The sequence below is a fragment of the Pedobacter sp. KBW01 genome (assembly GCF_003852395.1).
GTDB lineage: Bacteria > Bacteroidota > Bacteroidia > Sphingobacteriales > Sphingobacteriaceae > Pedobacter.
Genome location: NZ_QAJQ01000001.1, coordinates 195,539 through 220,201 on the forward strand (window position 1 = coordinate 195,539; position 24,663 = coordinate 220,201).

Annotated in this window: 22 protein-coding genes, 1 tRNA gene and 1 pseudogene; 3 read left to right on the forward strand and 21 right to left on the reverse strand. The window is 38.7% G+C overall.

Annotated features, from left to right (window positions below):
* The 17 genes from DBR40_RS26945 to atpD form a co-directional block, all read right to left on the reverse strand.
* The coding region (locus tag DBR40_RS26945; RefSeq protein ID WP_233603744.1) for an isocitrate/isopropylmalate family dehydrogenase at window positions 1-258 on the reverse strand (258 nt) is incomplete at its 3' end.
* Between the two features lie 63 nt (window positions 259-321).
* On the reverse strand, window positions 322-1,791 hold the full coding sequence (locus DBR40_RS00815) for an ATP-binding cassette domain-containing protein (RefSeq protein WP_199748250.1): 1,470 nt from the start codon (window positions 1,789-1,791) through the stop codon (window positions 322-324).
* Window positions 1,791-2,375 (reverse strand): 3-isopropylmalate dehydratase small subunit, encoded by a 585-nt coding sequence (gene leuD, locus DBR40_RS00820; protein WP_124557914.1) that lies wholly within the window; start codon window positions 2,373-2,375, stop codon window positions 1,791-1,793. The genes DBR40_RS00815 and leuD overlap by 1 nt, the downstream gene beginning before the upstream one ends.
* A gap of 101 nt (window positions 2,376-2,476) precedes the next feature.
* The gene (locus tag DBR40_RS00825; RefSeq protein ID WP_124557915.1) at window positions 2,477-3,238 is read right to left on the reverse strand and encodes a class I SAM-dependent methyltransferase; all 762 of its coding nucleotides are present in this window, start codon (window positions 3,236-3,238) and stop codon (window positions 2,477-2,479) included.
* Between the two features lie 120 nt (window positions 3,239-3,358).
* Window positions 3,359-3,652 (reverse strand): antibiotic biosynthesis monooxygenase family protein, encoded by a 294-nt coding sequence (locus DBR40_RS00830; RefSeq protein WP_124557916.1) that lies wholly within the window; start codon window positions 3,650-3,652, stop codon window positions 3,359-3,361.
* A 96-nt stretch (window positions 3,653-3,748) separates the two neighbouring features.
* On the reverse strand, window positions 3,749-5,161 hold the full coding sequence (leuC, locus tag DBR40_RS00835; RefSeq protein WP_124557917.1) for a 3-isopropylmalate dehydratase large subunit: 1,413 nt from the start codon (window positions 5,159-5,161) through the stop codon (window positions 3,749-3,751).
* A 59-nt stretch (window positions 5,162-5,220) separates the two neighbouring features.
* Window positions 5,221-6,702, reverse strand: a complete 1,482-nt coding sequence (gene ilvC / locus DBR40_RS00840; protein WP_124557918.1) for a ketol-acid reductoisomerase — start codon at window positions 6,700-6,702, stop codon at window positions 5,221-5,223.
* Window positions 6,703-6,799: 97 nt separating this feature from the next.
* Entirely contained in the window at window positions 6,800-7,261 is a 462-nt protein-coding gene (locus tag DBR40_RS00845) for a DinB family protein (RefSeq protein ID WP_124557919.1), read from the reverse strand.
* 4 nt (window positions 7,262-7,265) lie between these two features.
* The gene (locus DBR40_RS00850) at window positions 7,266-7,646 is read right to left on the reverse strand and encodes a glyoxalase superfamily protein (RefSeq protein WP_124557920.1); all 381 of its coding nucleotides are present in this window, start codon (window positions 7,644-7,646) and stop codon (window positions 7,266-7,268) included.
* An 11-nt stretch (window positions 7,647-7,657) separates the two neighbouring features.
* Window positions 7,658-8,296, reverse strand: a complete 639-nt coding sequence (gene ilvN, locus DBR40_RS00855; RefSeq protein ID WP_052266424.1) for an acetolactate synthase small subunit — start codon at window positions 8,294-8,296, stop codon at window positions 7,658-7,660.
* Window positions 8,297-8,426: 130 nt separating this feature from the next.
* Entirely contained in the window at window positions 8,427-10,175 is a 1,749-nt protein-coding gene (ilvB, locus tag DBR40_RS00860) for a biosynthetic-type acetolactate synthase large subunit (RefSeq protein ID WP_124557921.1), read from the reverse strand.
* Window positions 10,176-10,341: 166 nt separating this feature from the next.
* The gene (gene ilvD, locus DBR40_RS00865) at window positions 10,342-12,021 is read right to left on the reverse strand and encodes a dihydroxy-acid dehydratase (RefSeq protein ID WP_124557922.1); all 1,680 of its coding nucleotides are present in this window, start codon (window positions 12,019-12,021) and stop codon (window positions 10,342-10,344) included.
* Between the two features lie 239 nt (window positions 12,022-12,260).
* Entirely contained in the window at window positions 12,261-12,839 is a 579-nt protein-coding gene (locus DBR40_RS00870; RefSeq protein ID WP_124557923.1) for an O-methyltransferase, read from the reverse strand.
* 80 nt (window positions 12,840-12,919) lie between these two features.
* On the reverse strand, window positions 12,920-13,810 hold the full coding sequence (gene ilvE / locus DBR40_RS00875; RefSeq protein WP_124557924.1) for a branched-chain-amino-acid transaminase: 891 nt from the start codon (window positions 13,808-13,810) through the stop codon (window positions 12,920-12,922).
* Between the two features lie 511 nt (window positions 13,811-14,321).
* A complete protein-coding gene (locus DBR40_RS00880) occupies window positions 14,322-14,996 on the reverse strand; it encodes a hypothetical protein (RefSeq protein ID WP_124557925.1) in 675 nt (224 codons plus the stop codon).
* A gap of 220 nt (window positions 14,997-15,216) precedes the next feature.
* Window positions 15,217-15,462, reverse strand: a complete 246-nt coding sequence (gene atpC, locus DBR40_RS00885; RefSeq protein ID WP_124557926.1) for an ATP synthase F1 subunit epsilon — start codon at window positions 15,460-15,462, stop codon at window positions 15,217-15,219.
* Between the two features lie 78 nt (window positions 15,463-15,540).
* On the reverse strand, window positions 15,541-17,043 hold the full coding sequence (gene atpD, locus DBR40_RS00890) for a F0F1 ATP synthase subunit beta (RefSeq protein ID WP_124557927.1): 1,503 nt from the start codon (window positions 17,041-17,043) through the stop codon (window positions 15,541-15,543).
* A gap of 161 nt (window positions 17,044-17,204) precedes the next feature.
* Here atpD and DBR40_RS00895 point away from each other — a divergent pair, with 161 nt between their 5' ends.
* From DBR40_RS00895 to DBR40_RS00905, 3 genes are all read left to right on the forward strand, one after another.
* Complete coding sequence (locus tag DBR40_RS00895; RefSeq protein WP_124557928.1) at window positions 17,205-18,116, forward strand: SDR family oxidoreductase; 912 nt, start codon at window positions 17,205-17,207, stop codon at window positions 18,114-18,116.
* A gap of 171 nt (window positions 18,117-18,287) precedes the next feature.
* Window positions 18,288-18,752 carry a redoxin domain-containing protein gene (locus DBR40_RS00900; protein WP_124557929.1) on the forward strand — a complete coding sequence of 155 codons (465 nt, stop codon included), beginning with the start codon at window positions 18,288-18,290 and terminating at the stop codon, window positions 18,750-18,752.
* A 99-nt stretch (window positions 18,753-18,851) separates the two neighbouring features.
* A tRNA-Arg gene (locus tag DBR40_RS00905) sits at window positions 18,852-18,925 on the forward strand.
* Between the two features lie 728 nt (window positions 18,926-19,653).
* Here the strand turns inward: DBR40_RS00905 and DBR40_RS27225 are convergent.
* From DBR40_RS27225 to DBR40_RS00930, 4 genes and pseudogenes are all read right to left on the reverse strand, one after another.
* Window positions 19,654-20,442 (reverse strand): annotated as a pseudogene (locus DBR40_RS27225) (recombinase family protein); the annotation flags it as partial.
* On the reverse strand, window positions 20,423-20,749 hold the full coding sequence (locus DBR40_RS00920) for a hypothetical protein (RefSeq protein WP_124557930.1): 327 nt from the start codon (window positions 20,747-20,749) through the stop codon (window positions 20,423-20,425). The gene DBR40_RS00920 and the pseudogene DBR40_RS27225, both read right to left, overlap by 20 nt.
* Window positions 20,750-21,631: 882 nt before the next feature.
* Window positions 21,632-22,729 carry a serine hydrolase domain-containing protein gene (locus DBR40_RS00925; RefSeq protein ID WP_158673972.1) on the reverse strand — a complete coding sequence of 366 codons (1,098 nt, stop codon included), beginning with the start codon at window positions 22,727-22,729 and terminating at the stop codon, window positions 21,632-21,634.
* A 611-nt stretch (window positions 22,730-23,340) separates the two neighbouring features.
* On the reverse strand, window positions 23,341-24,147 hold the full coding sequence (locus DBR40_RS00930) for a helix-turn-helix domain-containing protein (RefSeq protein ID WP_124557932.1): 807 nt from the start codon (window positions 24,145-24,147) through the stop codon (window positions 23,341-23,343).
* Window positions 24,148-24,663 lie beyond the last annotated feature (516 nt).

Sequence of the window (24,663 nt, forward strand, 5' to 3'; positions counted from 1 at the left end):
TTTTAAACTTGGGTCGTTATCGTATTTGGCATGGCCAATGGCACCAAATAAAATGGCATCACTTTGTCTTGCTTTTTCTAAAGTTTCATCCGGCAAAGGCTCGCCGGTTACTTCAATAGCCGCATGGCCCATTAAAGCTTCTTCAAAAACAAAATCATGACCAAAAATTTCTGCAATTTTTTCTAATGCTGCTTTTCCCCAGGTGGTGACTTCCGGGCCAATACCGTCTCCAGGTATTACTAAAATGTTCTTCTTCATGTTAAATTCTCCTATGCTCGGCCATGATTTGATGGATTTAAAACTATCCTGTAAATCTGCGGCCTAGCTCAATATTTCTATATTTAAACTTTCGACGACTTTTACTTCGCCTTTTTCTAATAATATTCTTTTTTCAAGGCAGGTTGGCAGCTGCGATTCAAAATGGCCAACATAAATTACGGTCATGCCGTTGCTACACAGTTCGTCAACCAGCTGGTTAAAACGCTGTGTTTGCTGCAGGTCTAAGCCCTGACACGGTTCATCCAGAATTAACAATTCGGGATTTTTGATGATGGTTCTGGCCAGTAAAACCTGTCGCTGCTTACCCAACGGAAGTGAGGTGAGCAGCTCATTTTTATTTTCAGTTAAACCAAAATATTCAACCAGTTCATCAACCTGGCTGCTTTTGGTATAAGGCAATTGCTGAAAAAGGCCTACGGTATCGTAAAAGCCCGAAGCAATACTTTGCCAAACGCTTGCAGTGGCATCGAAATACCAATGAAATTCTGGTGATATCAGCCCAATGTGCTGCTTAATATCCCAAATACTTTCGCCACTTCCGCGACGGTTGCCAAACAGATAAAGTTCGTTCGCGTACGATTGTGGATGATCGCCATTTACGAGACTTAACAAGGTAGATTTACCTGAGCCATTGTGGCCTTGTAAAAGCCATTTTTCACCAGCCTTAACTTCCCAATTGATGTTTTTAAGCACCTGTTTTTCGCTATAGCTGATGTTCACATTAACCATTTTAACGATATTATCGGACGAATAAACCGGCGACTCTTTTAAAAAGACAGGAATTTCCCTGTTATGCACTTCAAAAGTCGCTGCAGTGTTATCTCTGGTATACGAAGTTACAATTTGCCCGTTTTTAATTTCAGCATAACGGTGAATGCACGATGGCAACTCCTGATCATTACTGATTAAAATCAATTGTACCCCCTCATCAGTAATTTGATCGAGTAGGATATTCAGGTTTTTACGCGAAGCGGTATCTAAACCTGTATAAGGTTGATCGATAATCAGTAACTGCGGCTTTAACCACAAAGCTTTAACCAGCTGTAATTTTTTGTGCTCGCCACTTGATAACTCGATTAACTGAGAGCTGGCAAAAGTAGAAAAACCAAGGGCTTCTAAAATCAGTTCAACACGATCAAAGTGAAGGCCTTTTTCTTTTCCAAAATGTACCAGTTCGGCATGCACGGTTAAAGTATCTTTAGCCTGCTGGCTGGTATAACGCTGCTGATAATAAAAGTTGGCAACGCCTTCAAGGTTTTTAAACTGATACCAGCTATCAACAAATAAAACCTCGGCAGGTAATTTACTTTGCGGGTCGAAATCAATTTCGATACTGCCCTGTGTGGCATTTATGCCAGCAATAGCCTTTGCTAAAGTAGTTTTTCCACTACCGCTTTCGCCCCACAAAACCCAATTTTCGCCAACATTTATTACCCAATACAATTCCTTAAGCACCGCTTTGTTGCGGTACGCCAGGTTGAGTTGCTGAATGTGGACAAATGGTTTAAACATTATCTTGCCTGTTCGAATTCTTCGATTAGTTGTTTTTGAGCCAGGATGAAGTCGATATCATCGTAACCGTTTATTAAGCACGATTTTTTATATGGATTGATTTCGAAAGATTCCTGTGCACCATTTTCTACAATGGTAACGGTTTGGTTTTCCAAATCTACTTCCAATGCTGATTGTGCGTTAGCATCAACCGATTTGAAGATTTGTGCCAGAAAATCGTCGCTTACCTGAATAGGCAATAAACCATTATTTAAGGCATTCCCTTTAAAAATATCGGCAAAGAAACTGCTGATAACGGCATCAAAACCTGCGTCTTGAATAGCCCATGCAGCATGTTCGCGGCTACTGCCACAACCAAAGTTTTTACCGGCAACTAAAACGCGGCCGCTATAGGTTGGGTTGTTCAATACAAATTCGGGCTTTGGTGTATTGTCGCCATTATAACGCCAATCGCGGAACAGGTTTTCGCCAAATCCCTCGCGTGTGGTGGCTTTTAGAAACCTTGCCGGAATAATCTGGTCGGTATCTATATTTTCTATGTTTAATGGCACTACTGCCGATGTCAATTTTGTGAACTTTTTCATTTTTAACGTGATTTCACTGATTTAATGATTACACCGATTGCCGGTCATCATCCATTGTTTTATTTTTTATTTGGATGTTAAGCTTTATGCATTATCACCTTCTACCTTTTGAGGGCTTTAACTCTTATTCTCCTGTAGTCGGCTATCCATTCTCCGTTAATAAAGTAATCGGGTTTCAGGATTTCAACTGCCAGGTTTTTGATTGCTTCGGCCTGCGCTTCGTCTAAATTTTTAAATGCATGTTGGGCAAACTGGTTAATCCAAATGTACATGCCTGCTTCGCCGATTAGTTTTGTTGGCCTATCGAACAACCAAACTTGTTCTACTTCGAAACCTTTCGATTCGAGCAGGCTCGCATAGGTACTAACGGATGGAAAGTACCAGAAATCGGTTACCACCTGATCCGTAAACCCCAGCTGACTGGCGGCAGCAGCGATGGCATCGGTAATGCTTTTCACATTTCCTTTACCTCCAAATTCGGCTACCAGCCTTCCGCCAGGTTTTAAACTTTTAAATAAGCCGTCGGTTAAGGCTTGCTGGTTTTCAATCCAGTGGAAAGTAGCGTTGCTAAAAACTGCATCGAAGTTTTCCTGATAGGGAAGGCTTGCTCCATCTACCACTTCGAAGCTCAGGTTGGGATACGCTGCTTTTGCATTGGCTACCATATCGGCAGACGCATCGGTTCCCAGAACCAGTGCTCCACTTGCTGCAATTTGTGCCGCCAGCTGACCTGTGCCACAACCTACATCTAAAATATGTTCGTCGGCTTTCGGCGCCAGCCATTGCAAAACATCTGCTCCGTAATCTGATACGAAGTGATGCTGCTTATCGTATAATGTTGCATCCCAAACTATTTCTGGCATAACTACTTCTTTTATTTTACCACCTTAGATACCTAAGACTTTTTTAATTTTAACCCCATAGACATATATAAACGGTTTGAGTTTTATAGTCGTGGACTTAACCTTCTACCTTTTTAACCTTCAGCCTTCTATCTCTAAATAATGCTCAACTGTTGGAAAAGGATCATAAAAATGATGCAATAACTTTTTCCAATCCTGATAAGCTGCCGAGCCTCTAAAACCTGCTGTATGGTCTTCGAGCGTTTCCCAGTTCACCAGCAGGATGTATTTATCGGCTACTTCAACACATTTTTTAAGTTGGTGCGAAATATAGCCTTTCATTGCACTGATTATTTTTTCGGCCAGGTTAAAGGCTTTTTCAAAATCGGCCGATAAACCTGGCTTTACATTTAATATGGCAACTTCTAAAATCATAATTTAATTTTTTCGCCATTGCTACTGCATTAAGATTGCTTCGTGCTTCGCAATGACAATTTTGACTATGGGTTTTAGTCCTAAACCTTCTGCCTTTTAACCTTCTGCCTTTTCGAGCAGCTCTCTTACGTCAGTAATTTTTCCGGTAACAGCAGCAGCTGCAGCAGTTAAAGGACTTGCCAATAAAGTACGGGCATTTTGTCCCTGTCTGCCTTCAAAGTTTCTGTTCGATGTAGACACACAATATTTACCAGCAGGAATTTTATCTTCGTTCATCCCTAAGCAGGCGCTACAACCTGGCTCGCGTAACTGGAAACCTGCAGCTTCGAAAATTTTATCCAAACCTTCGTTTTTAGCTTGCTGTTCTACTTGTTTCGAACCCGGAACAATCCAAACGGTAACGTTATCTGCTTTGTGTTTGTCTTTTACAAAATTGGCTACTTCGCGCAAATCTTCGATACGTGAATTGGTACAACTTCCGATGAAAACATAATCGATTGGTTTACCAATTAGAGCTGAATCATCGTCAAAACCCATATAATCTAAGGCTTTTTTGTATGATACTTTTTCAGTTTCTGGTTGCGCTGCGGTTGCAGGAATATGTTCCTGAATACCCATTCCCATTCCCGGATTGGTACCATAGGTAATCATCGGGGCAATATCTGCAGCATCGAAAGTTAAAACACTATCAAATTTCGCATCTGCATCACTGTATAATGTTTTCCAGTAAGCTAAAGCTTTATCCCATTCTTCGCCTGCAGGAGCAAACTCGCGTCCTTTAATGTAGTCGAAAGTAATTTGATCAGGAGCAATTAAACCACCACGTGCACCCATTTCGATACTCATGTTACAGATCGTCATGCGGGCTTCCATGCTTAAAGCTTCAATTGCCGAACCTGCATATTCAATAAAATAACCTGTACCACCAGCTGCAGAGATTTTGGCTATAATGTATAAGATAATGTCTTTTGCACCAACACCTTTTGCAAGCTCGCCATTAACCTCAATTTTCATGGTTTTAGGTTTCGATTGCAATAAACATTGCGTAGCAAAAACCTGCTCCACCTGCGAAGTACCAATGCCAAATGCAATGGCACCGAAAGCACCATGTGTAGAGGTATGGCTATCGCCGCAAACCATGGTTTTGCCAGGTAAGGTAATGCCTAGTTCGGGACCGATAACGTGAACAATCCCTTGAAAAGGGTGACCTAAACCATATAGTTCTACTCCAAATTCTGCACAGTTTTTGGTAAGCATGTCTACCTGATAGCGCGAAAGTTCTTCTTTTATCGGCAACAACTGATTTAACGTTGGTACGTTATGATCGGCGGTGGCTACAGTTTGTTTCGGACGCAAAACAGGCAATCCTCTTTTGCGCAAGCCATCAAATGCCTGCGGAGAAGTTACCTCGTGTATTAAGTGTGTATCAATGTATAAAATATCAGGAAATCCTTCTTCACTTTTTACAACGTGAGCATCCCAAATTTTTTCTACTAATGTTTTTGACATTTTTTATATAATTATTTAAACCTCACAGGTTTCAAAAACCTGCGAGGTTTGTAAGTTTACTATGCTGTTTTAATTGCTTTCATGGCGGTCATGGCTTTACGTAAAGTAGCACCAATCTGCTCAACCTGGTGAGAACGGATGGCTTCGTTAACATCAATTAATTGTCTGTTATCTACAGCACCGTCTTTACCTTCGTTAAAGTTTTTACCTACTAAATCGGTATCTACTTTTTTCATGAAATCGCCTAAAAGCGGTTTACATGCCTGATCGAATAAATAGCAACCATATTCTGCAGTATCAGAAATTACACGGTTCATTTCGAATAATTTTTTACGTGCAATGGTGTTGGCAATAAGTGGTGTTTCGTGTAACGACTCATAGTAAGCCGATTCTGGTTTAATACCAGCCTGTACCATGGTTTCGAAAGCCAATTCAACACCTGCACGTACAAAGGCAACCATTAAAAGGTAGTTGTCGAAATATTCCTGCTCACCGATTTTAACATCGCCTGCTGGTGTTTTTTCGAATGCAGTTTCGCCTGTTTCGGCTCTCCAACCCAATAAGTTTTTATCGCCGTTTGCCCAGTCTTCCATCATGATACGGCTAAATTCGCCACTCATAATATCATCCTGGTGTTTTTGGAACAATGGACGCATAATGTCTTTCAACTCCTCAGAGATTTCGAAAGCCTTAATTTTAGCTACGTTGCTTAACCTATCCATCATGGCTGTAATACCACCTTGTTTTAAGGCTTCGGTAATTACTTCTACACCATATTGAACCAATTTAGAAGCATAACCCGCATCGATTCCTTTTTCTACCATTTTATCGAATGACAGGATAGAACCTGTTTGCAATAAACCACAAAGGATTGTTTGCTCACCCATTAAATCAGATTTTACCTCGGCTACGAAAGATGATTTTAATACACCAGCTCTGTGACCACCAGTACCTACGCAATAAGCTTTAGCCTGAGCCAAACCTTTGCCTTGAGGATCATTTTCAGGGTGAACTGCAATTAGGGTAGGTACACCAAACCCCCTTACATACTCTGCTCTAACTTCACTGCCCGGACATTTAGGTGCCACCATAATTACGGTTAAGTCCTTACGGATTTGCATACCTTCTTCAACGATGTTGAAACCGTGTGAGTATAATAAAGTTGCACCTTCTTTCATTAAAGGCATAATTGCATTTACTACTGCTGTATGTTGTTTATCAGGAGTAAGGTTAATTACCACGTCAGCAGTTGGGATCAATTCTTCGTAAGTGCCAACTTTGAAATTGTTTTCAGTAGCATTTTTCCACGAATCTCTTTTACCTTCAATCGCTTCTTTACGCAATGTATAACTAACATCTAAACCACTATCTCTTAAATTTAAACCCTGGTTTAAGCCTTGTGCTCCGCAACCTACTATTACCAGTTTTTTACCTTTTAGTGCGCTAACGCCATCTAAAAATTCAGCACTGTCCATAAAGTCGCAAACACCTAATTGGTTTAATTTTTCTCTAAGCGGTAATGTGTTAAAATAATTTGCCATTGTTTTTATTGGTTAATTTCTATTTAATTATCAGGTTTATATTTTCTTTCCTTCGGCTTGATTACACTGATTAGGTGATTTCACCGATTCTTACTTTTTAAACTTTTTTCTTCAAAGCAGAAGCGTAGCCATAATGCACATTATCGTGACCAATGGTGGTAATCAATACTTCTTCAATACTGTTTAACTGTACACCATAGGTTGCCGTTACAAAAGGGGTGATATTGGTAAATGTTCCTTTGGCGTAATCTGCTTTTATGCTTTCAATACTTGCTAAAGCAATCGCTCTTAATTCTGCAACTTCTGCTTCGGTAACGGTATAAGTTGGTTTAGTATCTTTTTTGTAGTATTCGTTAAACTTTACTGCAGCTGGGTTGGGCCAGATACCAGTACGAAAATAACTAAGTGTTTGTGTACTCACTACAATGTGGCCAAAGTTCCAAATGATGTTGTTGTTATAACCATCAGGGATTTTATTCAATTGCTCGATAGTTAAGCTATCGATTAACTTAATAAATGCCGTTCTTGTGTTTATAATAAATTCGAATACTTGATCCATGCTGTTATTGCTTTTCTGCTTCGGTTAAAGTTTGGTTAAACGTTATTTTGTTATAAAACGGATCGTTTACTGTTACTGCCCATGTGCCATAAAATGTTTTTTCCAGGCCCGGACGGTTGTATTTATATTTTTTATCAATTAAAGTTTTATGAAATTCTTTCAGCCCGGTACAATCTACAAATACACTTGCGCCTGGAGAACAGTCTCCATGATGCTCGCTTAAATGTAATTCGATGCCATTGAGCGAAATCTGCATATAAACCGGAGTGTTTTCTTCAAAAGTGTGTTCCCAGTCTATTGTAAAGCCTAACCAGTTTACGTAAAACTCGATGGCTTTATTGTAATCGAATATTCTTAGTACTGGTATGGCTTTATTGCATTTCATGTTCCACTTTTTTACATTGTAAAAATCTTCTGTCCTTTATCTAAAAACTCGTTTTCTACTAATTCTTCACCTGGTTCAAAGGCTTCAAATTCTTTTAGTTTTTCGTGGAAACCAGCACTATCTTTAATAATAGCTACCCTGGCTGAACGAACAAACTCAATTAATTCGTAAGGTTCTAAAGCTTTTACTAGGGCATCGGTTTCTTCGCGGTGACCTGTAACTGCGAAAACAGTATAATCTTTACGAATCACAACTGCGCTGGCACCATATTGCCTTAATAAACGCTCAACTGTTACTCTTTCTGCAATTTCATCTGTCGAAACTTTGTAAAGTGCTAGTTCCTGCCAGATAATCTCGTCGTTGGTATTAAAATAAACTTTCAATACTTCGATCTGTTTCTCAATCTGACGGGCCAGTTTCCGCACCACTTCGTAACTTTCGTGAATCACGATGTTGAAACGATGGATACCATCAATTTCAGAAGGAGAGGTATTAAGGCTTTCGATGTTGATTTTTCTTTTCGAGAAAATAATCGCAATCCTGTTTAATAAACCGATGCGGTTTTCGGCATAAACCGTAATGGTATATTCCTGCTTACCTTCTAAATCGGCCTTATCTATTTTATGTTCAATTGTGTTTTCAGTGCTCATGATAATTTCTTTTTAACTTTTCGTCATTTCGACCTTATGGAGAAATCTTTTGTTAAAAAAGATCTCTCGGTTTCGCTGCGCTTCAGTCGAGATGACGATTACGCTAACTTTAGTTTTTAAGCTGTCTACCTTATTTCAACCTGATTTCGCTTACGCTCATTCCTTGTGGAACCATCGGGAAAACATTATTTTCTCTGCCAACCATAACTTCAAGCAGGTAAGAACCTTCGTGGTTAATCATGGTTTCCAGTGCTGCTCTCAGGTTTGCACGTTCGTCAACTTTAGCTGCCTCGATGTAGTAAGATTTAGCTAAGGCCACAAAATCAGGACTGGTAATGTTTACAAAAGAGTAACGTTTATCGTGGAATAGCTGTTGCCACTGGCGAACCATGCCTAGGAAACGGTTGTTCAGGATCAGAATTTTAACCGCTGCACCAAACTGCATAATGGTACCTAATTCCTGTGGTGTCATTTGAAAACCACCATCACCAATAATGGCAATTACCGTTTTATCAGGGGCACCATATTTAGCACCAATTGCTGCCGGTAAGCCAAAACCCATGGTACCCAAACCACCCGAAGTAATGTTGCTGCGTGTATTGTTAAATTTAGCGTAGCGGCAAGCTACCATTTGGTGCTGACCAACGTCGGTAACAATAACTGCATCACCACCACATATTTCGTTAATGTTGCGCAATACTTCGCCCATGGTCATTTCATCACCTGTAGGGTATAGCTCAGGTGTAATTACCTGATCAATTTCCTGTTGGTTATATTCCCTAAATTTGGCAACCCATTCTTCGTGTTTACTTTCGTTAACTAAATTGGTTAACAGGGGTAGGGTTTCTTTACAATCGCCCCAAACGCCAACTTCAGCTTTAACGTTTTTGTCAATTTCGGCAGGATCGATATCCAGGTGAACTACTTTTGCCTGTTTGGCATATTTATCTAAACGGCCGGTTACACGGTCATCAAAACGCATACCGATGGCAATAATTACATCTGCTTCGTTTGTTAATACGTTTGGACCGTAATTTCCGTGCATACCCAACATACCTACGTTTAAAGGGTGTGAGGTTGGAATAGCGCCCTCGCCCATAATGGTCCATGCAGCAGGAATACCAGACTTTTCGATAAAGGCTTTAAATTCTTCTTCGGCCTTACCTAAAATAACTCCCTGGCCAAACAATACAAATGGTTTCTTGGCAGAGTCGATTAAAGCCGCTGCCTGTTCTATAAACTCAACCCTAACCTTTGGTTTCGGACGGTAAGAACGGATGTGATTGCATTTTACATATTCAGGGAACTCCTCAATTTGCAATTGCGCATTTTTGGTAATATCGATTAAAACCGGACCCGGTCTGCCACTTTTAGCAATATAAAAAGCTTTGGCCAATACCTCCTGAATTTCTTTTGCATCGGTAACCTGATAGTTCCATTTGGTAACTGGAGTAGTAATGTTGATTACATCGGTTTCCTGGAAAGCATCGGTACCTAATAAATGTGCGAAAACTTGTCCAGTGATACAAACTAAAGGTGTACTATCGATCTGTGCATCGGCTAAACCGGTTACCAGGTTGGTTGCACCAGGGCCGCTGGTTGCAAATACTACACCTACTTCGCCGCTTGCGCGTGCAAAACCCTGAGCAGCATGTATGCCACCTTGCTCGTGGCGAACTAATATATGTTCTAATTTATCGGCATAATCGTAAAGGGCATCATAAATAGGCATGATTGCCCCACCCGGATAACCGAAAATGGTGGTTACACCCTCTTCAATTAAGCCATTCAACAAAACCTGCGAGCCCGTACCTTTAAAAGTTTTTGAGGTTTCTGCTTTTGCCCCGGTTTGTTGTATTGTATCTTGTGCAGTTTCCATAATTATGTTTTTGCGGTTCTATTATTCTTTCAGTTTAAACCCAATTCTTTCTCTCTCCTTCCACTATACCTTGCGCTGTGAAAGTGTAAGGCATTTTTTGAGCGGAATTTGTCATCAAAGTTTGTGATGAGTTAAATTTTACTTCCCCGTTTTTTGGGCTATTTTATTATTCGTCAGTTACACATCCTTCTGATGCATCTGAAACTGTTTTAGCATATTTATACAATACACCTTTGTTAACTTTCAATGCTGGTTGTACATATTTCTTTCTGCGTTCTGCAATCACTTCATCGCTAACCTGTAGGCTAATAATATTGTTAACTGCATCGATTAAGATTCTGTCTTCATCTTCTACAAGGCCAATTAAACCACCTTTGTATGATTCTGGTGTGATGTGACCAACCACAAAACCGTGGGTACCACCAGAGAAACGACCATCGGTAATTAAAGCTACCGATTTACCCAAACCAGCACCAATAATGGCTGAAGTTGGTTTTAACATTTCGGGCATACCCGGGGCACCAACCGGACCTGAGTTTTTAATTACGATTACATCGCCAGGTTGAACGCGACCGCTCGAAATACCGGCAATTAGATCATGTTCACCATCAAAAACACGTGCAGGACCTTCAAACTTTTCGCCTTCTTTACCACTGATTTTAGCAACAGAACCTTTTTCGGCCAGGTTGCCGTAGAGAATCTGTAAGTGACCAGTGGCTTTAATCGGTTCGCTTAATTTTTGAATGATTTTTTGATCATAATCCATAATCGATTTTACATCAGCCAAATTCTCAGCTACGGTTTTTCCGGTTACAGTTAAGCAATCGCCATGTAATAAACCTTCGTTCAATAAATATTTTAATACTGCAGGAATACCTCCATATTGGTGTAAATCCTGCATCAAATATTTACCACTAGGTTTAAAATCCGCAAGTACCGGTGTTACATCACTCATTTTCTGGAAATCATCTTGCGTAATTTCTATGCCAATGGCTTTACCCATAGCGATAAAGTGTAAAACGGCATTGGTACTGCCACCTAAAATGATAATCGAACGGATGGCATTTTCAAATGCTTTTCTCGTCATGATATCAGATGGTTTGATATCTTTTTCAAGCAATATTTTGATATACTTACCGGCATCTAAACATTCCTGTTTCTTTTCTTCGCTTATTGCAGGGTTTGAAGAGGAGTAAGGTAAACTCATACCCAGAGCTTCGATTGCCGATGCCATGGTATTTGCTGTATACATACCACCGCAGGCACCCGCACCCGGACAAGTGTGCTTTATGATACCCTGATAATCTTCATCAGAAAGATTGCCGCAAATTTTTTGACCTAAAGCCTCGAAAGCTGAAACAATGTTTAATTCTTCACCTTTATAATGGCCTGGGGCAATTGTACCACCATAAACCATAATTGAAGGGCGATCTAAACGTGCCATGGCCATAATGGCGCCAGGCATATTTTTATCACATCCCGGAATGGCAATTACACCGTCGTAGTATTGTCCACCACATATGGTTTCGATACTATCAGCAATTACATCACGGCTAACTAAAGAGTAACGCATACCATCAGTTCCGTTACTCATGCCATCGCTTACACCAATGGTATTAAAAACCAAGCCCACTAAATCATTTTTCCAGACCCCTGCTTTGACGTCTTTTGCAAGGTCGTTCAGGTGCATGTTGCAGGTGTTACCATCGTAACCCATACTTGCAATACCGACCTGTGCTTTAGCCATATCAGCATCGGTTAAACCGATTCCGTAAAGCATGGCTTGCGCCGCCGGTTGTGTTGGGTCTTGTGTAAATGTTTTACTGTACTTGTTTAATTCGCTCATTGTTTAAAATGTATATTCTGGTTCTGTTAGTTGTAATATTTTGAGGCAAAAAAAAACCGCCTCGTTTCGGAGGCGGTTTCGATTTGTATATTTTTATTATACGCAACGATATCCACCTCTCTGTTGAGAAATGACAATAATAATGTTGCTAATAATGTTTGTGTTTAAATTCATGTTTTCTACGAATCACAAACATACTAACTTATTAAAAAATGCAAAGAACTATTTTGTTTATTTCTCTATTTTTTTACTCCGATTACGATCCCTGTAGCCCAAACCTGTTTAGTTAGGTTTAAATCATCGCGAGATTCTAAATCTTGTATCAACTTTGCTGCTTTTTCCTGATGTCCTTCAGGCCAGTTAGGTTGAGGTAACATATCATCGATGATATAAAGTCCACCTTTATTGAGCATGGCAATTGCTTCGTCTAAAAGCAAGTATTTTCCATGCCAGGTGTCGGCAAATATGTAATCGAACTTTTCGTTTTTATTTTTATTAATCCAATCTGCACCATCGGTATCAACCAGCGTTAAGCGGTGATCCTCGCCAATAAACTGCTCTGCAATAGCTAAAAATTTAGCGTCGTTATCTATAGAAATAAGTCTGCTATCCTGATCTAAGCCATCTAATATCCAGGAAGTAGATAAACCTGTTCCGGTTCCTAACTCCAGAAATTTTCCTGCTGGTTTAGTTGCTGCAAGCGTTCTGAGTAAAGAACAAGTCAACACATCAGATGCCATAGCAAATTCTGATGCGATTGTTGCATCATTAATTTGCTGGTAAGCTTTTGGAAAATGTTGATTGATTTCTTCAGTCATCCGCTTTTTGGATATTTTTATTATTTAAATTTTATTGTTTGGTACTAATCTATAGCTGTAGGCTATTTGACTATCAACCGCTATATAATCACTTCGTAATTCACTTTTTCCAATACCAGGTTTTTATAGGCACGCTGTATAGTGTAACCGATAGATTCGCGCCATAAAGGGCGGTAAACAATATCATCAATAGAGGCAATACCTGCAATTTCTGTTGCTGTTCCACACAAAAAGGCACTATCGGCGGTTTTTAAATCTTCAACAGTAAGCTTCTTTTCTATACATTCGATATCTAAAACGGTGCAAAGTTCTTTAACAGTTGCACGGGTAATGCCGGGTAAAATATTGCCTAAAGATGGAGTATATAGTTTACCGTCTTTTTCGAGGAAAATATTTGCACCCGATGCTTCCGCAACAAAACCATTCATATCAAGGAGCAAAGCTTCATCATAACCTTTAATGTTTGCTGCAGTAGTGGCTAAAATCGAGTTAACATAATTGCCGCTTAATTTTGCTTCTATTGGGCTTGATTTTGGGTTTGGCCTTTCGTAGTCGGAAACGGTTAGTTTTAATAACTTGTTACCCGAATAAGCATCCCATTCCCATGCACAAATCATGATCGAAACACCGCTTGGTGAGTTCAGTTTCATGTTTGGGTGACAAAAAACCAGCGGACGGATATAGGCATCTTTCAGTTTGTTTAACTGAAGTAATTTATAAGTAGCATCAATTAATTCTTGTTTATCCCATGGGAAAGGAATATTGGCCAATTGGCAAGAGCGCTCTAAGCGATCAAAATGCGCAGCAGCTTTGAAAATGCGGCTACCATTATGCGTTTTATAAGAGCGAATGCCCTCAAAAGCAGCATAACCGTAATGTAGCGACTGACCGTATAAATCAGTGCTGCTGTTTACAGCTTTTTCAAAAGCTCCATCAAGGTAGATAATCGTATTAGAATTGTAGTATTTCATAATACTCTCTGTTTTGTTATTTAAAAAAAGCGTCCCGTTTGTACCGGGACGCTTTAGATATATTAGTTTTTTAACTGCTATTTAAACTGCGCCCGCTTATTACCTAAAAGGTTTAGGAGTAGGAGGTTAAGTAAAACGACAGAAAACAACACGATATTGCCAGCACTAGCTGCCAAAGTATTCGTAGTAATTGTGTTGTTTTGGGTAGTCATTATTATCTTATTGTTTATAAAACCAATTTAGTTTTTGGTTCATTAATATGCAAGAGAAATCAGAAAAAAGTTAAATCGGAATATTATTTGTATATTTTATTTAAAATCAAAACAATATTCTTATTCGGTGTGGAATTAGTGATTTAATGCCGATAGCTGTAGACCAAATATCAAAACGGTATACGGTATATTTATTATGCTTGCATTATAAATTTTCTTATTTTCTGCCTAAAATGAGTAAAAGGCTATTAAAACTTGAAAAATTGTGGGCGAAAAATGGATTAAAATCAATATGGTTGTTAAGGAAATTTCGGGTTTTGATAGTGCATCATTTTCATACCATAGTACCATCTGTCGCGGAGGTTTAACAAATGGCCTTCAAACTCATAACCTGGCATTAAACGCGAAAAGAAATTTTCTTTGCGCAGTAGTTTTTCCAGTTTTTTTATGGTCGGTAAGCTTAACTTTTGGTAGTAAGGTTCGATTAGGTTTTGTTCTTTCAATAATAAATCCGCATCCCATGTTTCGGCTACTTTCCCACTCATCGGTTTTGATATGTAGAGCAATCTTAGGTCATGCCAGATATCGTCGAATATAATCCGACTGCCTTCGGTTACAAAAGTACATATTTCAGAATTGCTGATTCCGGTGAGCTTTGCAGGTGAGGTTAAAAGTTTCTCGAGTTTTTTGGTGGTAATGGCTGCCGCATAGCTCCATTTGGTTTCAAAACCCAGCGAATCTGTTTGGTGCTGAAACCAGGTATAGAAGGCAGAACGTTCGGCTATATCAGCGTATTCTTTAAAACCATTATTGAGCTGAATGTTAACTTTATTGGCGTTGTTCCATGCCGATGTATTTTTTATGCGATCGGATTTAAGCCAGTTGCCATCTTTTCCGTTGGGTAAAGTTTCGGGGAATATTTTTAGATAGGCCGCTATAGAACTGAATTCTTTAGCTCCAGCCTTATCTATCATAAAGAGGAATAAGAAAAAAAACAGGATTCTTTTAACCAGGGGCATATTCGTGTATCTTAAGTAGTAGAAGATACGATAAAATCAGCGCTTAGGTTGCTGGTATTTTAAAATTAAAGCAGGTAACAATGATTTGAAACGAAAAAAGCCTTTCCGAAATTTATCGAAAAGGCTTTTCTTATTAAAGCTTATCCTGAAATCAGGAATTGCATTATAATTTGTTTTAAGCAATACCCTCTGCCAAAACAACAATTTTATTGTGAATGGCTTCAACTACACCACCTTTAATAAAAAAGCGTTGCTCATCTGCTTTGTTTGCTTTTATAATAACTTCTCCATCTTCCAAAGTTGAGATGATAGGGGCGTGGTCTTTTAAAATCTGGAAAGAACCTAAAGTACCCGGAACTGTAACTGCTGTTACTTCACCTTCGTAAACTTTTTTATCGGGAGTTAATATTTCTAAATTCATGTTTTTAGATTTGAGATATGAGATTTGAGATTCGAGATTTGTATCTCTTCCCACCTCTCACATCTGATGTCTCTTGTCTTAGTTCGCTTCTGCTAATAATTTTTTACCTTTTTCGATTGCATCTTCAATGCTACCAACAAGGTTAAATGCAGCTTCAGGATATTCATCAACTTCACCATCCATAATCATGTTGAAACCTTTGATGGTATCTTTAATGTCAACCAATACACCTTTTAAGCCTGTAAATTGCTCTGCTACGTGGAAAGGTTGAGATAAGAAACGTTGAACACGACGCGCTCTTGACACTACTAATTTATCTTCTTCAGATAATTCATCCATACCTAAGATTGCGATGATATCTTGTAATTCTTTATAACGTTGTAAAGTTTCTTTAACGCGTTGTGCAGTATTGTAGTGCTCATCGCCTAAAACAGCTGGAGAAAGGATACGTGAAGTAGAATCCAATGGATCTACCGCTGGGTAAATACCTAACTCGGCAATTTTACGTGAAAGTACTGTAGTTGCATCTAAGTGGGCAAAAGTTGTTGCCGGTGCAGGGTCAGTTAAATCATCTGCAGGTACATATACCGCTTGTACTGATGTAATTGAACCGCGTTTGGTTGAAGTAATACGCTCCTGCATTAAACCCATCTCAGTTGCCAATGTTGGTTGGTAACCTACAGCAGATGGCATACGACCTAGAAGGGCCGATACCTCAGAACCTGCCTGAGTAAAACGGAAGATGTTATCAACGAAGAAAAGGATATCCTTTCCAGCGCCTTCGCCATCACCATCACGGAAATATTCAGCAACGGTTAATCCTGATAAGGCAACACGTGCACGTGCACCAGGAGGCTCGTTCATTTGACCGAAAACCAATGTTGCTTTTGACTCTTTTAATTTTTCAGTATCAACTGCGTTTAGATCCCAGCCACCTTTTTCCATTGAGTGTAAGAAATCATCACCATAGTTAATTACACCTGACTCGATAAACTCACGAAGTAAATCGTTACCTTCACGGGTACGCTCACCAACACCTGCGAATACTGACAAGCCAGCATAAGCTTTAGCGATGTTGTTTACCAATTCCATGATTAATACCGTTTTACCTACACCAGCACCACCGAACAAACCAATTTTACCACCTTTTGCATAAGGCTCTAATAAATCGATTACTTTAATACCTGTAAAAAGTACTTCAGTTTCGGTAGATAAATCTTCGAACTTAGGAGGAGTTGCGTGGATAGGACGACCATCGGTTTTATCAACTGCGTTGATACCGTCAATCGCTTCACCAACTACATTAAATAAACGACCTTTAATTTGGTCGCCAACTGGCATTTTAATCGCAGCGCCAGTATCAACTACTTTCATACCGCGAACCAAACCGTCAGTAGAGTCCATTGAGATTGCACGTACACGGTCTTCACCTAAGTGCTGTTGAACTTCTAAAACAATTTTTTGTCCATTTTCTTTCGTTATCTCTAACGCATCAAAAATTTTAGGTAGATGGGCATCATCAGCAAAGCTAACGTCAACCACTGGGCCGATAATTTGTGCTATTTTTCCTAAGTTAGGCATATCTGTTGTGAGTAAATTTATTACAGTCAATGAATTAAAGCTGTTTGTAAGGGCTCCAATTCGGTTGGCAAAGTTAAGTTATTCTTGCTGAATTTTAAATATATATTATAAAATTTTTTAACAGTATTTTTATAGATAATTTCGAGGCATAAATAGTAAGGATGAAAACCATTTTAACAACGGGTAGTAATGGCCTTTTAGGGCAGAAAATAACCGAAAAAATTCTTGCTGAAGGCAGGGTAAAATTGATAGCAAGTTCGAAAGGAATAAACCGTTATCCTATTATAGATGGATACGAATATGCCGAAATGGATATTCTCAATCCGGAGCAGGTTAGGCAGGTTATCGAAAAATATAAGCCAGATGCGATTATTCATACGGCAGCTATGACTAATGTTGATACCTGCGAGGCCAATAAGGAACTTTGCCACCAACTTAATGTAGATGCTGTTCAAGCCTTGTTATCTATATGTGAAGAAAAAAATATCCAACTTGTTCATCTAAGTACTGATTTTGTATTTGATGGTGCCCACGGACCCTATAAAGAAGAGGATGCCGTAAACCCGGTAAGTTATTATGGAGAATCGAAAGTATTAGCCGAAGATTTACTGAAATACTCGAAAGCGCATTGGGCTATTATCAGGACGATTTTGGTTTATGGTATTAGCAGCGACATGAGTAGAAGTAATATTGTGCTCTGGGCAAAGGGAGCGTTAGAAAAGGCATCGCCGATTAATGTGGTGAATGATCAGTGGCGCATGCCAACCCTTGCCGAAGATTTAGCCGAAGCCTGTATTTTAGCCGTGGAGAAAAGTGCGCAGGGGATTTATCATATTTCGGGTAAAGATTACATGAGTATTGCAGATTTAGTGCGAAAAGTTGCCGATTATTGGTCGCTCGATAAATCTTTTCTTCAGGAAATTAGTTCAGCAAGTTTAAATCAAGCAGCTAAACGCCCGGTGCGAACAGGTTTTGTACTGGATAAGGCGATAAATGATTTAGGATATAACCCGCATAGTTTTGAAGAAGGCCTTTCGGTTTTAAAAGAGCAGATGGATCGAGGCAGAGGGTAATGAGGGGGAGTATTAAGAAGTAAGTATCAAGTAGTAAGTATCAAGTAAGGATTAAGGTAGTAAGAATTAAGTAGTAAGTATTGATTAGTAGGGGTTGGGACGAACAGCTTTGTAGCTTATGTTAACAATTATCAATTTTAAATAGTAAACAAATAACCATAAAATAAAAGTATGTCATTACAAATTGGCGATATCGCCCCGGATTTTAAATTATATAGTTCTGAATTAGCAGAAATTTCTTTAACTGCGTTTAAAGGTAAAAAAGTAATTATCCATTTTTTTCCAATGGCTTTTACCGGAACATGCACCGAGCAGCTATGCACCATGAGAGATAACTTTAGCTACTATGAAGGAATAAATGCACAGGTAATCGGTATTTCTGTTGATTCACCATTTTCTTTGGCGAAGTTTAAAGAAGTGCAAAGTTACCAGTTTCCGTTGCTGTCTGATTTTAATAAAGAAGTATCGGCAACTTATGGTGCTTTTTACAATGAATTTGTGTTCAATTTGAAAGGTGTTTCAAAAAGAGCAGCTTTTGTTGTGGATGAAGAAGGAAAAATTGCATATGCAGAAGTTTTGGAAGATGCACATGAGCTGCCTGATTTTAAGGCAATTAATGATGTTTTAAGTGTGTAAAGCATAATTTGTAAAGAAAAATTTGAGATTTTTTTGAAAAAATAGTTGGAAATTAAAATGTCAAGTTATATCTTTGCAGTCCGTTAACGATACGGAAACGCATTTGTAGCTCAATTGGATAGAGCATCTCACTACGGATGAGAAGGTTTGGGGTTCGAATCCCTACAAGTGCACTTGAAGGGATGATTTTTAAATCATCCCTTTTTTTGTCTATAATCATGACGCCTAAATATCTCATTTTAAGATAGTTGGTTGACAGTAGGTTCATCATGGTGGGTGTTCGATAGATGCCGTTTTCATAGTACAAGTTCGAGTCGAACACCAGATCTATAAATTCCCGCTTTTCCAGTGTATTAAATTTGTGATAGACAGATTTGATATCTGTAAATACATCCAATTCTTTGTTTAGTATTTCGTAGGCCTCCCTATGATTGGTATTTAGCCTTGCTATAGCAATCCGCAGGTTGTCTATGTTGGTTTTGTAGTTGAGGTGCCATCTTTGGTAGGTCTCCTGATCAATTTCATTTTTTATCCATTTTTCTTCGACGGTATATAGTAGTTCCTGTTCTTTGGTAAGTTCAGATTTCTTTTCTGTCACCGCTTTCCTGTTGTTTTCAAGCTCTCTTTCAATTTCCTTGTTCGCCGAATCCCTAATTTTTTTTACTGATCTGATAGGTAGGCTCATCAGTTCGAGCGCAGTATCGAACTGATTATGGGCTTTCTTTGCACTGATATTGTTGTGCTTTGAAAGCCTGCATTTATAGTAATAGAAATATTCTCCGGATTTGCCTCGTGAGGGGGCGCCGGTCAAAACATTACCACAGTGGCATTTTAAAATTCCCCTTAGAGGGAGTGAATCGTCTATGATGGTACGAGTCTTCGAAACCCTATTGAATTTACTCTGCACCATTTTCCATGAGATCATGTTAATGATCGGCTCATGGATAGCAGGGAAGAGTCCTCCGGGGTGTTCTTTGTATGCGTTGGCTTTTACCAGTCCGGCATAAACGGCGTTGGTTAAAATTCTTTCAATGGCCATATTGCCCTTTCTATCAAATCCTAGTTCTTCTGCCTTTTGTTTAATCAAGTAGAGTGGCATATTCCTTAAATAGGATTCATAAATAAATCGCACGATTTTTGCCTCTGGTTCATCAATGATCAGTCTTCGGTCCCGTGGCTCACCTATTTTTTTGTATCCGTATGGTGTGATGCGGAAAACAAATTTTCCTTCTTTTGTTTTTTTGGAATAGATACCGGATCTTATTTTAATGCTACGATTGATGTTGTCCTCTTCGGCCAATAACAGTTGCAGGCCTGCCCTGAAGAAGCTGCCGGGTTTGTCATAGTCAAATTCAATACCCTCGGAAATGCTAATGATCTGTATGCCGTACTTCGATTGTAGCGATTTAACCATACTCATGGCTTCTCCTGCATCGCGGCTGAACCTGTCCATCTGATCCACCAACAGGTAATCAACATTTTTATGGTAAAGACCGATAAATTCCTGTAATTTGATAAAGTCGGGTCTATCGAATGTCTTGGCGCTTCTCCCTCTGTCGATAAAGGTATCTACCAGGTTGATTTTATTGAATTCGATATAATGATCGGTTACCAGCCGCTGGCGTTCGATCGAATTTTCACTTTGTTTTTTGTCACTGAACCTTAAATATCTAATTGCTCTCTTTTCCATATAGTTGGTCTAACGTTGTTCTGACTAGGACTTTGACTATTAAATTTAGCAATCTTTCTTCTTTTTCGTTGGATAATCGGCTAATTGTGTCATCAATTTTTTCGATACTTTTTTGGTCATTTATGCCAGGTTTTGACGGGAGTTGGTGGGTAAGGCCTAGTGATTTGTTTGAATTTATTTTGCCAATGTGGGTTGTTTTCTTTTTGAAATTTTTTTGCCTGATATTGATGGGTACTACTAGTCGGGCTTTGGTTCTCATCCCTTTTCTGAAAGCTTTCCTTTTTGGTTTTTTGATGTTGATTTCCATAAGGATTTTGTTTTTGGGGTAATAATCCGGAATCTTTGTTGCTGTTTTTCAGAGATTGGATTTTTTATAAAGATCTTTTCGGTGATGGTTTGGAACGGCTTGTTATTGCTGATTCATCCTTAAGTGTGGGGAATCACATTTTTTTGGTTTTAGATGTTTGCAAAGATTTAGTATAATTGGTCAACCATGAAACTGTGCAAGCAATCGTTTAAATTTCTGAATATGCAAAGATAAAGCGCTTTACAAAGCCTTTGTCAAACGCTTTAAAAATGCCTGCGACTTGATGGCTGGGGAAGGTTTTTATGGAGCATATTCCGGATGCGCATTTGATGCAGTTATTCAAAGGACGTGTTGCGCCATTGAAGCTGGACTTTCAAAAAGGTGATTTCCCGCTGGATCAGGTGAGGATATAGGAGGACTGGTTTCGGGAACGGATGAGCAGTCTCGTGATCAGGACTCGGACAGGGAAAAATATGGCTTTTGCTGAGTATTTCAGGGATGGGATGTTGTTGGTATTTATGTTGAGGGAATGTGGGGTAAGGATAAGTCACGGAACTTTCTTAAATAATAGCTATGAAGCTTCTTTGAAGAACTTAGGCAATCCGGACAACGGCAGATTCTTGGCCTGTTCTGTACATAGATATTGATAAAGTCGACCGGGTTATCTATTGAAACTACTTTAAAGGGATCAATTGATGAGAGAATCAGTTTGGAAAGATTCATTATTCCTTAACGAATCACTATCAAATTTATCATAAAAACCACCAAAATTGGGAAGAACCACTTTCGATGAAATACACAAAAAATAACGTTACCGATCAGCACAAACAATAAAAACATTTTGTTCATTTAGCTATATTATCCTAAGTTCATCTTTAAACTTTACTTTGTTACAGAGGATGTATTTAATACTGCAGGAAGTAAATATTTTTCCAAAATCTGATCTGCCTGCTGATGAGCAAAAGAAGTTCCATAGGCCGATGCATTAATCACAACAACCAAATCAATATCTTTAAAGATGTAAATTTTATTTCCTCCATTTCCAGAGCTGTACCAAGCTTCAAGTTCTTTTCCATTGATTTTAAAAGTTTTATTCCAGAAAAGAAATCCGTAAAAGCCAGGCCTATCAGCAGGTAGCGTTTGTAAATGACGAAATGATTTGTTTACCCATGCCCTTGGCACAATTTGTTTCCCTTTCCATAAGCCTCCATTACTGTATAGTTGTCCAAATTTTGCGAAATCCAGAGCTCTAAGGCGCAGCCCACCGCCAGTAAATGGTTTCCCATTTGGCATACGTGCCCATTCAAGCGAGTCTATATCTAACGGTTCAAATAATTTCTTTTTAGCATAAAGCTCTAAACCACCTGGAATAGCTTTATCCAGAATATCTCCAAGCAGCATCGTTCCAACTGTAAAATAAGACCATTGTTTCCCGTTTAGCTTGTTTAATGCCATGGGCAAATCCAATGCAAATTTTACATAATCAGCAGTTGGATACATATTTTCTTCATTTCCTGGAGATTCCATCAAATCATCATTCCCATCAAAAGCAGTGCTCATGCTCAGCAAATCAACAAGTTGCACATTATCTTTTTTTGTGGATGGATTTTTGAATTGCTTCAAATTGTAAAACTCATCTAATTTTTGCTGCTCAGATTTTAAATAGCCATCTCTAATGGCTAAACCGATTAAAGTACCAGTAAAAGATTTGCTAACCGAGCGCGGATCGTGAAGGCTTGCTCTTGAAGACCCGTTAAAATATTCTTCTAATAACAAGTTCCTTTTTTTAATTACAACGATCGAATTGATTTTTTTATACGACTGATTGAGTATTTTAGTTTTAAGCTGCATAATTAATGATTGATTATATTTTCCAGAATATAATGGCCAACCACTGCCTGGCTTAATAGGCTGAGGCTTTAATAACTCTGCATCAATGGAGGGAAGTATCCTGGTGAGTTTTATATTGGCTTCAAGCAAAACTGGCGAATAGATTCTTTTGCCCGAATTTATATAGACCAGAATTTGGATACTCAGTTTTTTTGGTGCCTGGCCTAATAAATCTATACCCGAATTAATCATAAACCGATCCCACATATTCATGCTCCACAGCCCTGACCTGGTTCCGCTGATCAACACTATTGAAAGCGGTTTTCTCGCGGTTTTATCCTGCAAGAGAATGGCGCCGGGATGCAGGTCTTCCTTATAAACGGGTTTATCATCTATAAGAAACGAAAACTGAAAATTACCAATTTTTACAGCAGAATCGGCTGGAATACCTGGTGCCAGCATGGAGAGCTCTTCAATGAGTGATTTTCCAGTGTTAAGCTTCAGGTAGAAATCTTTATTACTTCCAATGTTATAGTTGGAAATGGCTTCCTCTTTAGAACCGATGTTGTTTGGAAGATTAGGTTGGTGATCAAAAAACTCAAGGCTTTTTAATTGAGCATTTGCGGTATAGCAAAAGTTAAGAGATACGGCAAAGACGGTTAAAAATAAAAATTGCTTCATAAGGAAATATTACCTGACAAGGTTAGCTTTTTTCGATTTTAAAAAATAGTACAGAATTAACATGTACCAATTATTAGAATTTATTTTAAATAACGCTGATACCGACGTGGAGTAAATTGAAACTCTTCTTTAAAACACCTGATAAGATGGGTCTGATCGTAAAAGCCACATTCATATGCAATCTGTGTGACGGATTTTTTTTCAGCGTTGAGTTCTGCTGCTGCAAGGCAAAGTCTCATCCTCTTGATGTAGGCTCCAAGATTACAGCCAAAATATTTTGGAAAGTATCTGGATAAATGGACTGGATGTATGCCAATGGCAGTAGATAAAGATTCCAAAGAATGACTCAATTGAGGGCTATCATGAAGCAGTTGTATGAGTTTTGCTACCCATTTTGGTGGGTTTTTGTATCTCTTAATGTTTGAGCGATTTGAAAGTTGATCTGCCGCATTAAGTACGAGCGAATGGAGTGTGAGCATACTGGTATTATCACAGTTTTTAGTGCACAGCAAGATTTGATGGAAAAGCGATTTTACCAAAGGATTAATTATCTCAAAACTGCCCTTAGCCATATTTTTGCCAGCGAATTGCAAAAGCCATTTCTCAGATAACTCCAGATGCATTCCTCTGGTATAGCCCTTTGGCTTCACATTGTAATGTGGTTCCTGGCAGTTGTGAAAAAGCAAAGTACCAGGACCGCATTTATGGTGATCATTTTTATTGATTTCGGAAACTTTCCCTGCGATGAGAAATGTAAAATAAGCATTCTCATGATAATGCCAATCTACAAATTCATGTGTATACTCGGTATTAGTAATGATGAACTCATCTAAATCGATAGTTTGATCAGTCTGGCCAAAAAAAATTCCTGATGTGAGCTTTTCCATTAATGATTTTAGTTTTAGGACAAATAAAGTAAATCCTAGTTACAGTGTAATCCAGAAATTTTGCAACAATTGATTAAAAGTGTATGTCTGCATGGTAATTAAGTAAGATTTTTTATAACTTGTAAGGAATGGTGTGGGGGTTTAAATTTAATGATGACTAAGCCCTATCTGTTTTTAGATCATCTCCAATGAGCAAAAATAGCATCGATAATAGTCAAAATTTGAGTGGTTTTTAGTGAACCTCTATTCTACTTTTATCGATGTTCTTATTTAATAAAAAAGACAATAACATACTGATAATATAGCTCGTCGGTTTTACAAACTAATCCAAGTTAATGACTCAATTAAAATTTAATGCTCCAAAAACCCCTAGTATTCCGTAAGGCGTCCAAGCACACATTTTTGTTTGCGCATATTGCTAACCACCATTTGCGTTCTGATTTTAACTTTGTTGTTGTCAATCTTTTGTCCAGCAAATCAGGCCTTCTTTTAGGAGTGTCGGGAAGCTGTCTCCAG

Excerpts from the sequence above, each read along its gene's own strand:
- DBR40_RS00870 (WP_124557923.1), bottom strand. The coding sequence starts at position 12,839 with ATGACTGAAGAAATCAATCAACATTTTCCAAAAGCTTACCAGCAAATT.
- DBR40_RS00900 (WP_124557929.1), top strand. The coding sequence starts at position 18,288 with ATGTCATTACAAATTGGCGATATCGCCCCGGATTTTAAATTATATAGT.
- DBR40_RS00845 (WP_124557919.1), bottom strand. The coding sequence starts at position 7,261 with ATGGATCAAGTATTCGAATTTATTATAAACACAAGAACGGCATTTATT.
- DBR40_RS00920 (WP_124557930.1), bottom strand. The coding sequence starts at position 20,749 with ATGGAAATCAACATCAAAAAACCAAAAAGGAAAGCTTTCAGAAAAGGG.
- ilvE (WP_124557924.1), bottom strand. The coding sequence starts at position 13,810 with ATGAAATACTACAATTCTAATACGATTATCTACCTTGATGGAGCTTTT.
- DBR40_RS00895 (WP_124557928.1), top strand. The coding sequence starts at position 17,205 with ATGAAAACCATTTTAACAACGGGTAGTAATGGCCTTTTAGGGCAGAAA.
- DBR40_RS00880 (WP_124557925.1), bottom strand. The coding sequence starts at position 14,996 with ATGATAGATAAGGCTGGAGCTAAAGAATTCAGTTCTATAGCGGCCTAT.
- DBR40_RS00825 (WP_124557915.1), bottom strand. The coding sequence starts at position 3,238 with ATGCCAGAAATAGTTTGGGATGCAACATTATACGATAAGCAGCATCAC.
- ilvB (WP_124557921.1), bottom strand. The coding sequence starts at position 10,175 with ATGGAAACTGCACAAGATACAATACAACAAACCGGGGCAAAAGCAGAA.
- DBR40_RS00830 (WP_124557916.1), bottom strand. The coding sequence starts at position 3,652 with ATGATTTTAGAAGTTGCCATATTAAATGTAAAGCCAGGTTTATCGGCC.
- ilvC (WP_124557918.1), bottom strand. The coding sequence starts at position 6,702 with ATGGCAAATTATTTTAACACATTACCGCTTAGAGAAAAATTAAACCAA.
- atpD (WP_124557927.1), bottom strand. The coding sequence starts at position 17,043 with ATGCCTAACTTAGGAAAAATAGCACAAATTATCGGCCCAGTGGTTGAC.
- leuC (WP_124557917.1), bottom strand. The coding sequence starts at position 5,161 with ATGTCAAAAACATTAGTAGAAAAAATTTGGGATGCTCACGTTGTAAAA.
- DBR40_RS00850 (WP_124557920.1), bottom strand. The coding sequence starts at position 7,646 with ATGAAATGCAATAAAGCCATACCAGTACTAAGAATATTCGATTACAAT.
- atpC (WP_124557926.1), bottom strand. The coding sequence starts at position 15,462 with ATGAATTTAGAAATATTAACTCCCGATAAAAAAGTTTACGAAGGTGAA.
- DBR40_RS00815 (WP_199748250.1), bottom strand. The coding sequence starts at position 1,791 with ATGTTTAAACCATTTGTCCACATTCAGCAACTCAACCTGGCGTACCGC.
- ilvD (WP_124557922.1), bottom strand. The coding sequence starts at position 12,021 with ATGAGCGAATTAAACAAGTACAGTAAAACATTTACACAAGACCCAACA.
- DBR40_RS00930 (WP_124557932.1), bottom strand. The coding sequence starts at position 24,147 with ATGGAAAAGCTCACATCAGGAATTTTTTTTGGCCAGACTGATCAAACT.
- ilvN (WP_052266424.1), bottom strand. The coding sequence starts at position 8,296 with ATGAGCACTGAAAACACAATTGAACATAAAATAGATAAGGCCGATTTA.
- leuD (WP_124557914.1), bottom strand. The coding sequence starts at position 2,375 with ATGAAAAAGTTCACAAAATTGACATCGGCAGTAGTGCCATTAAACATA.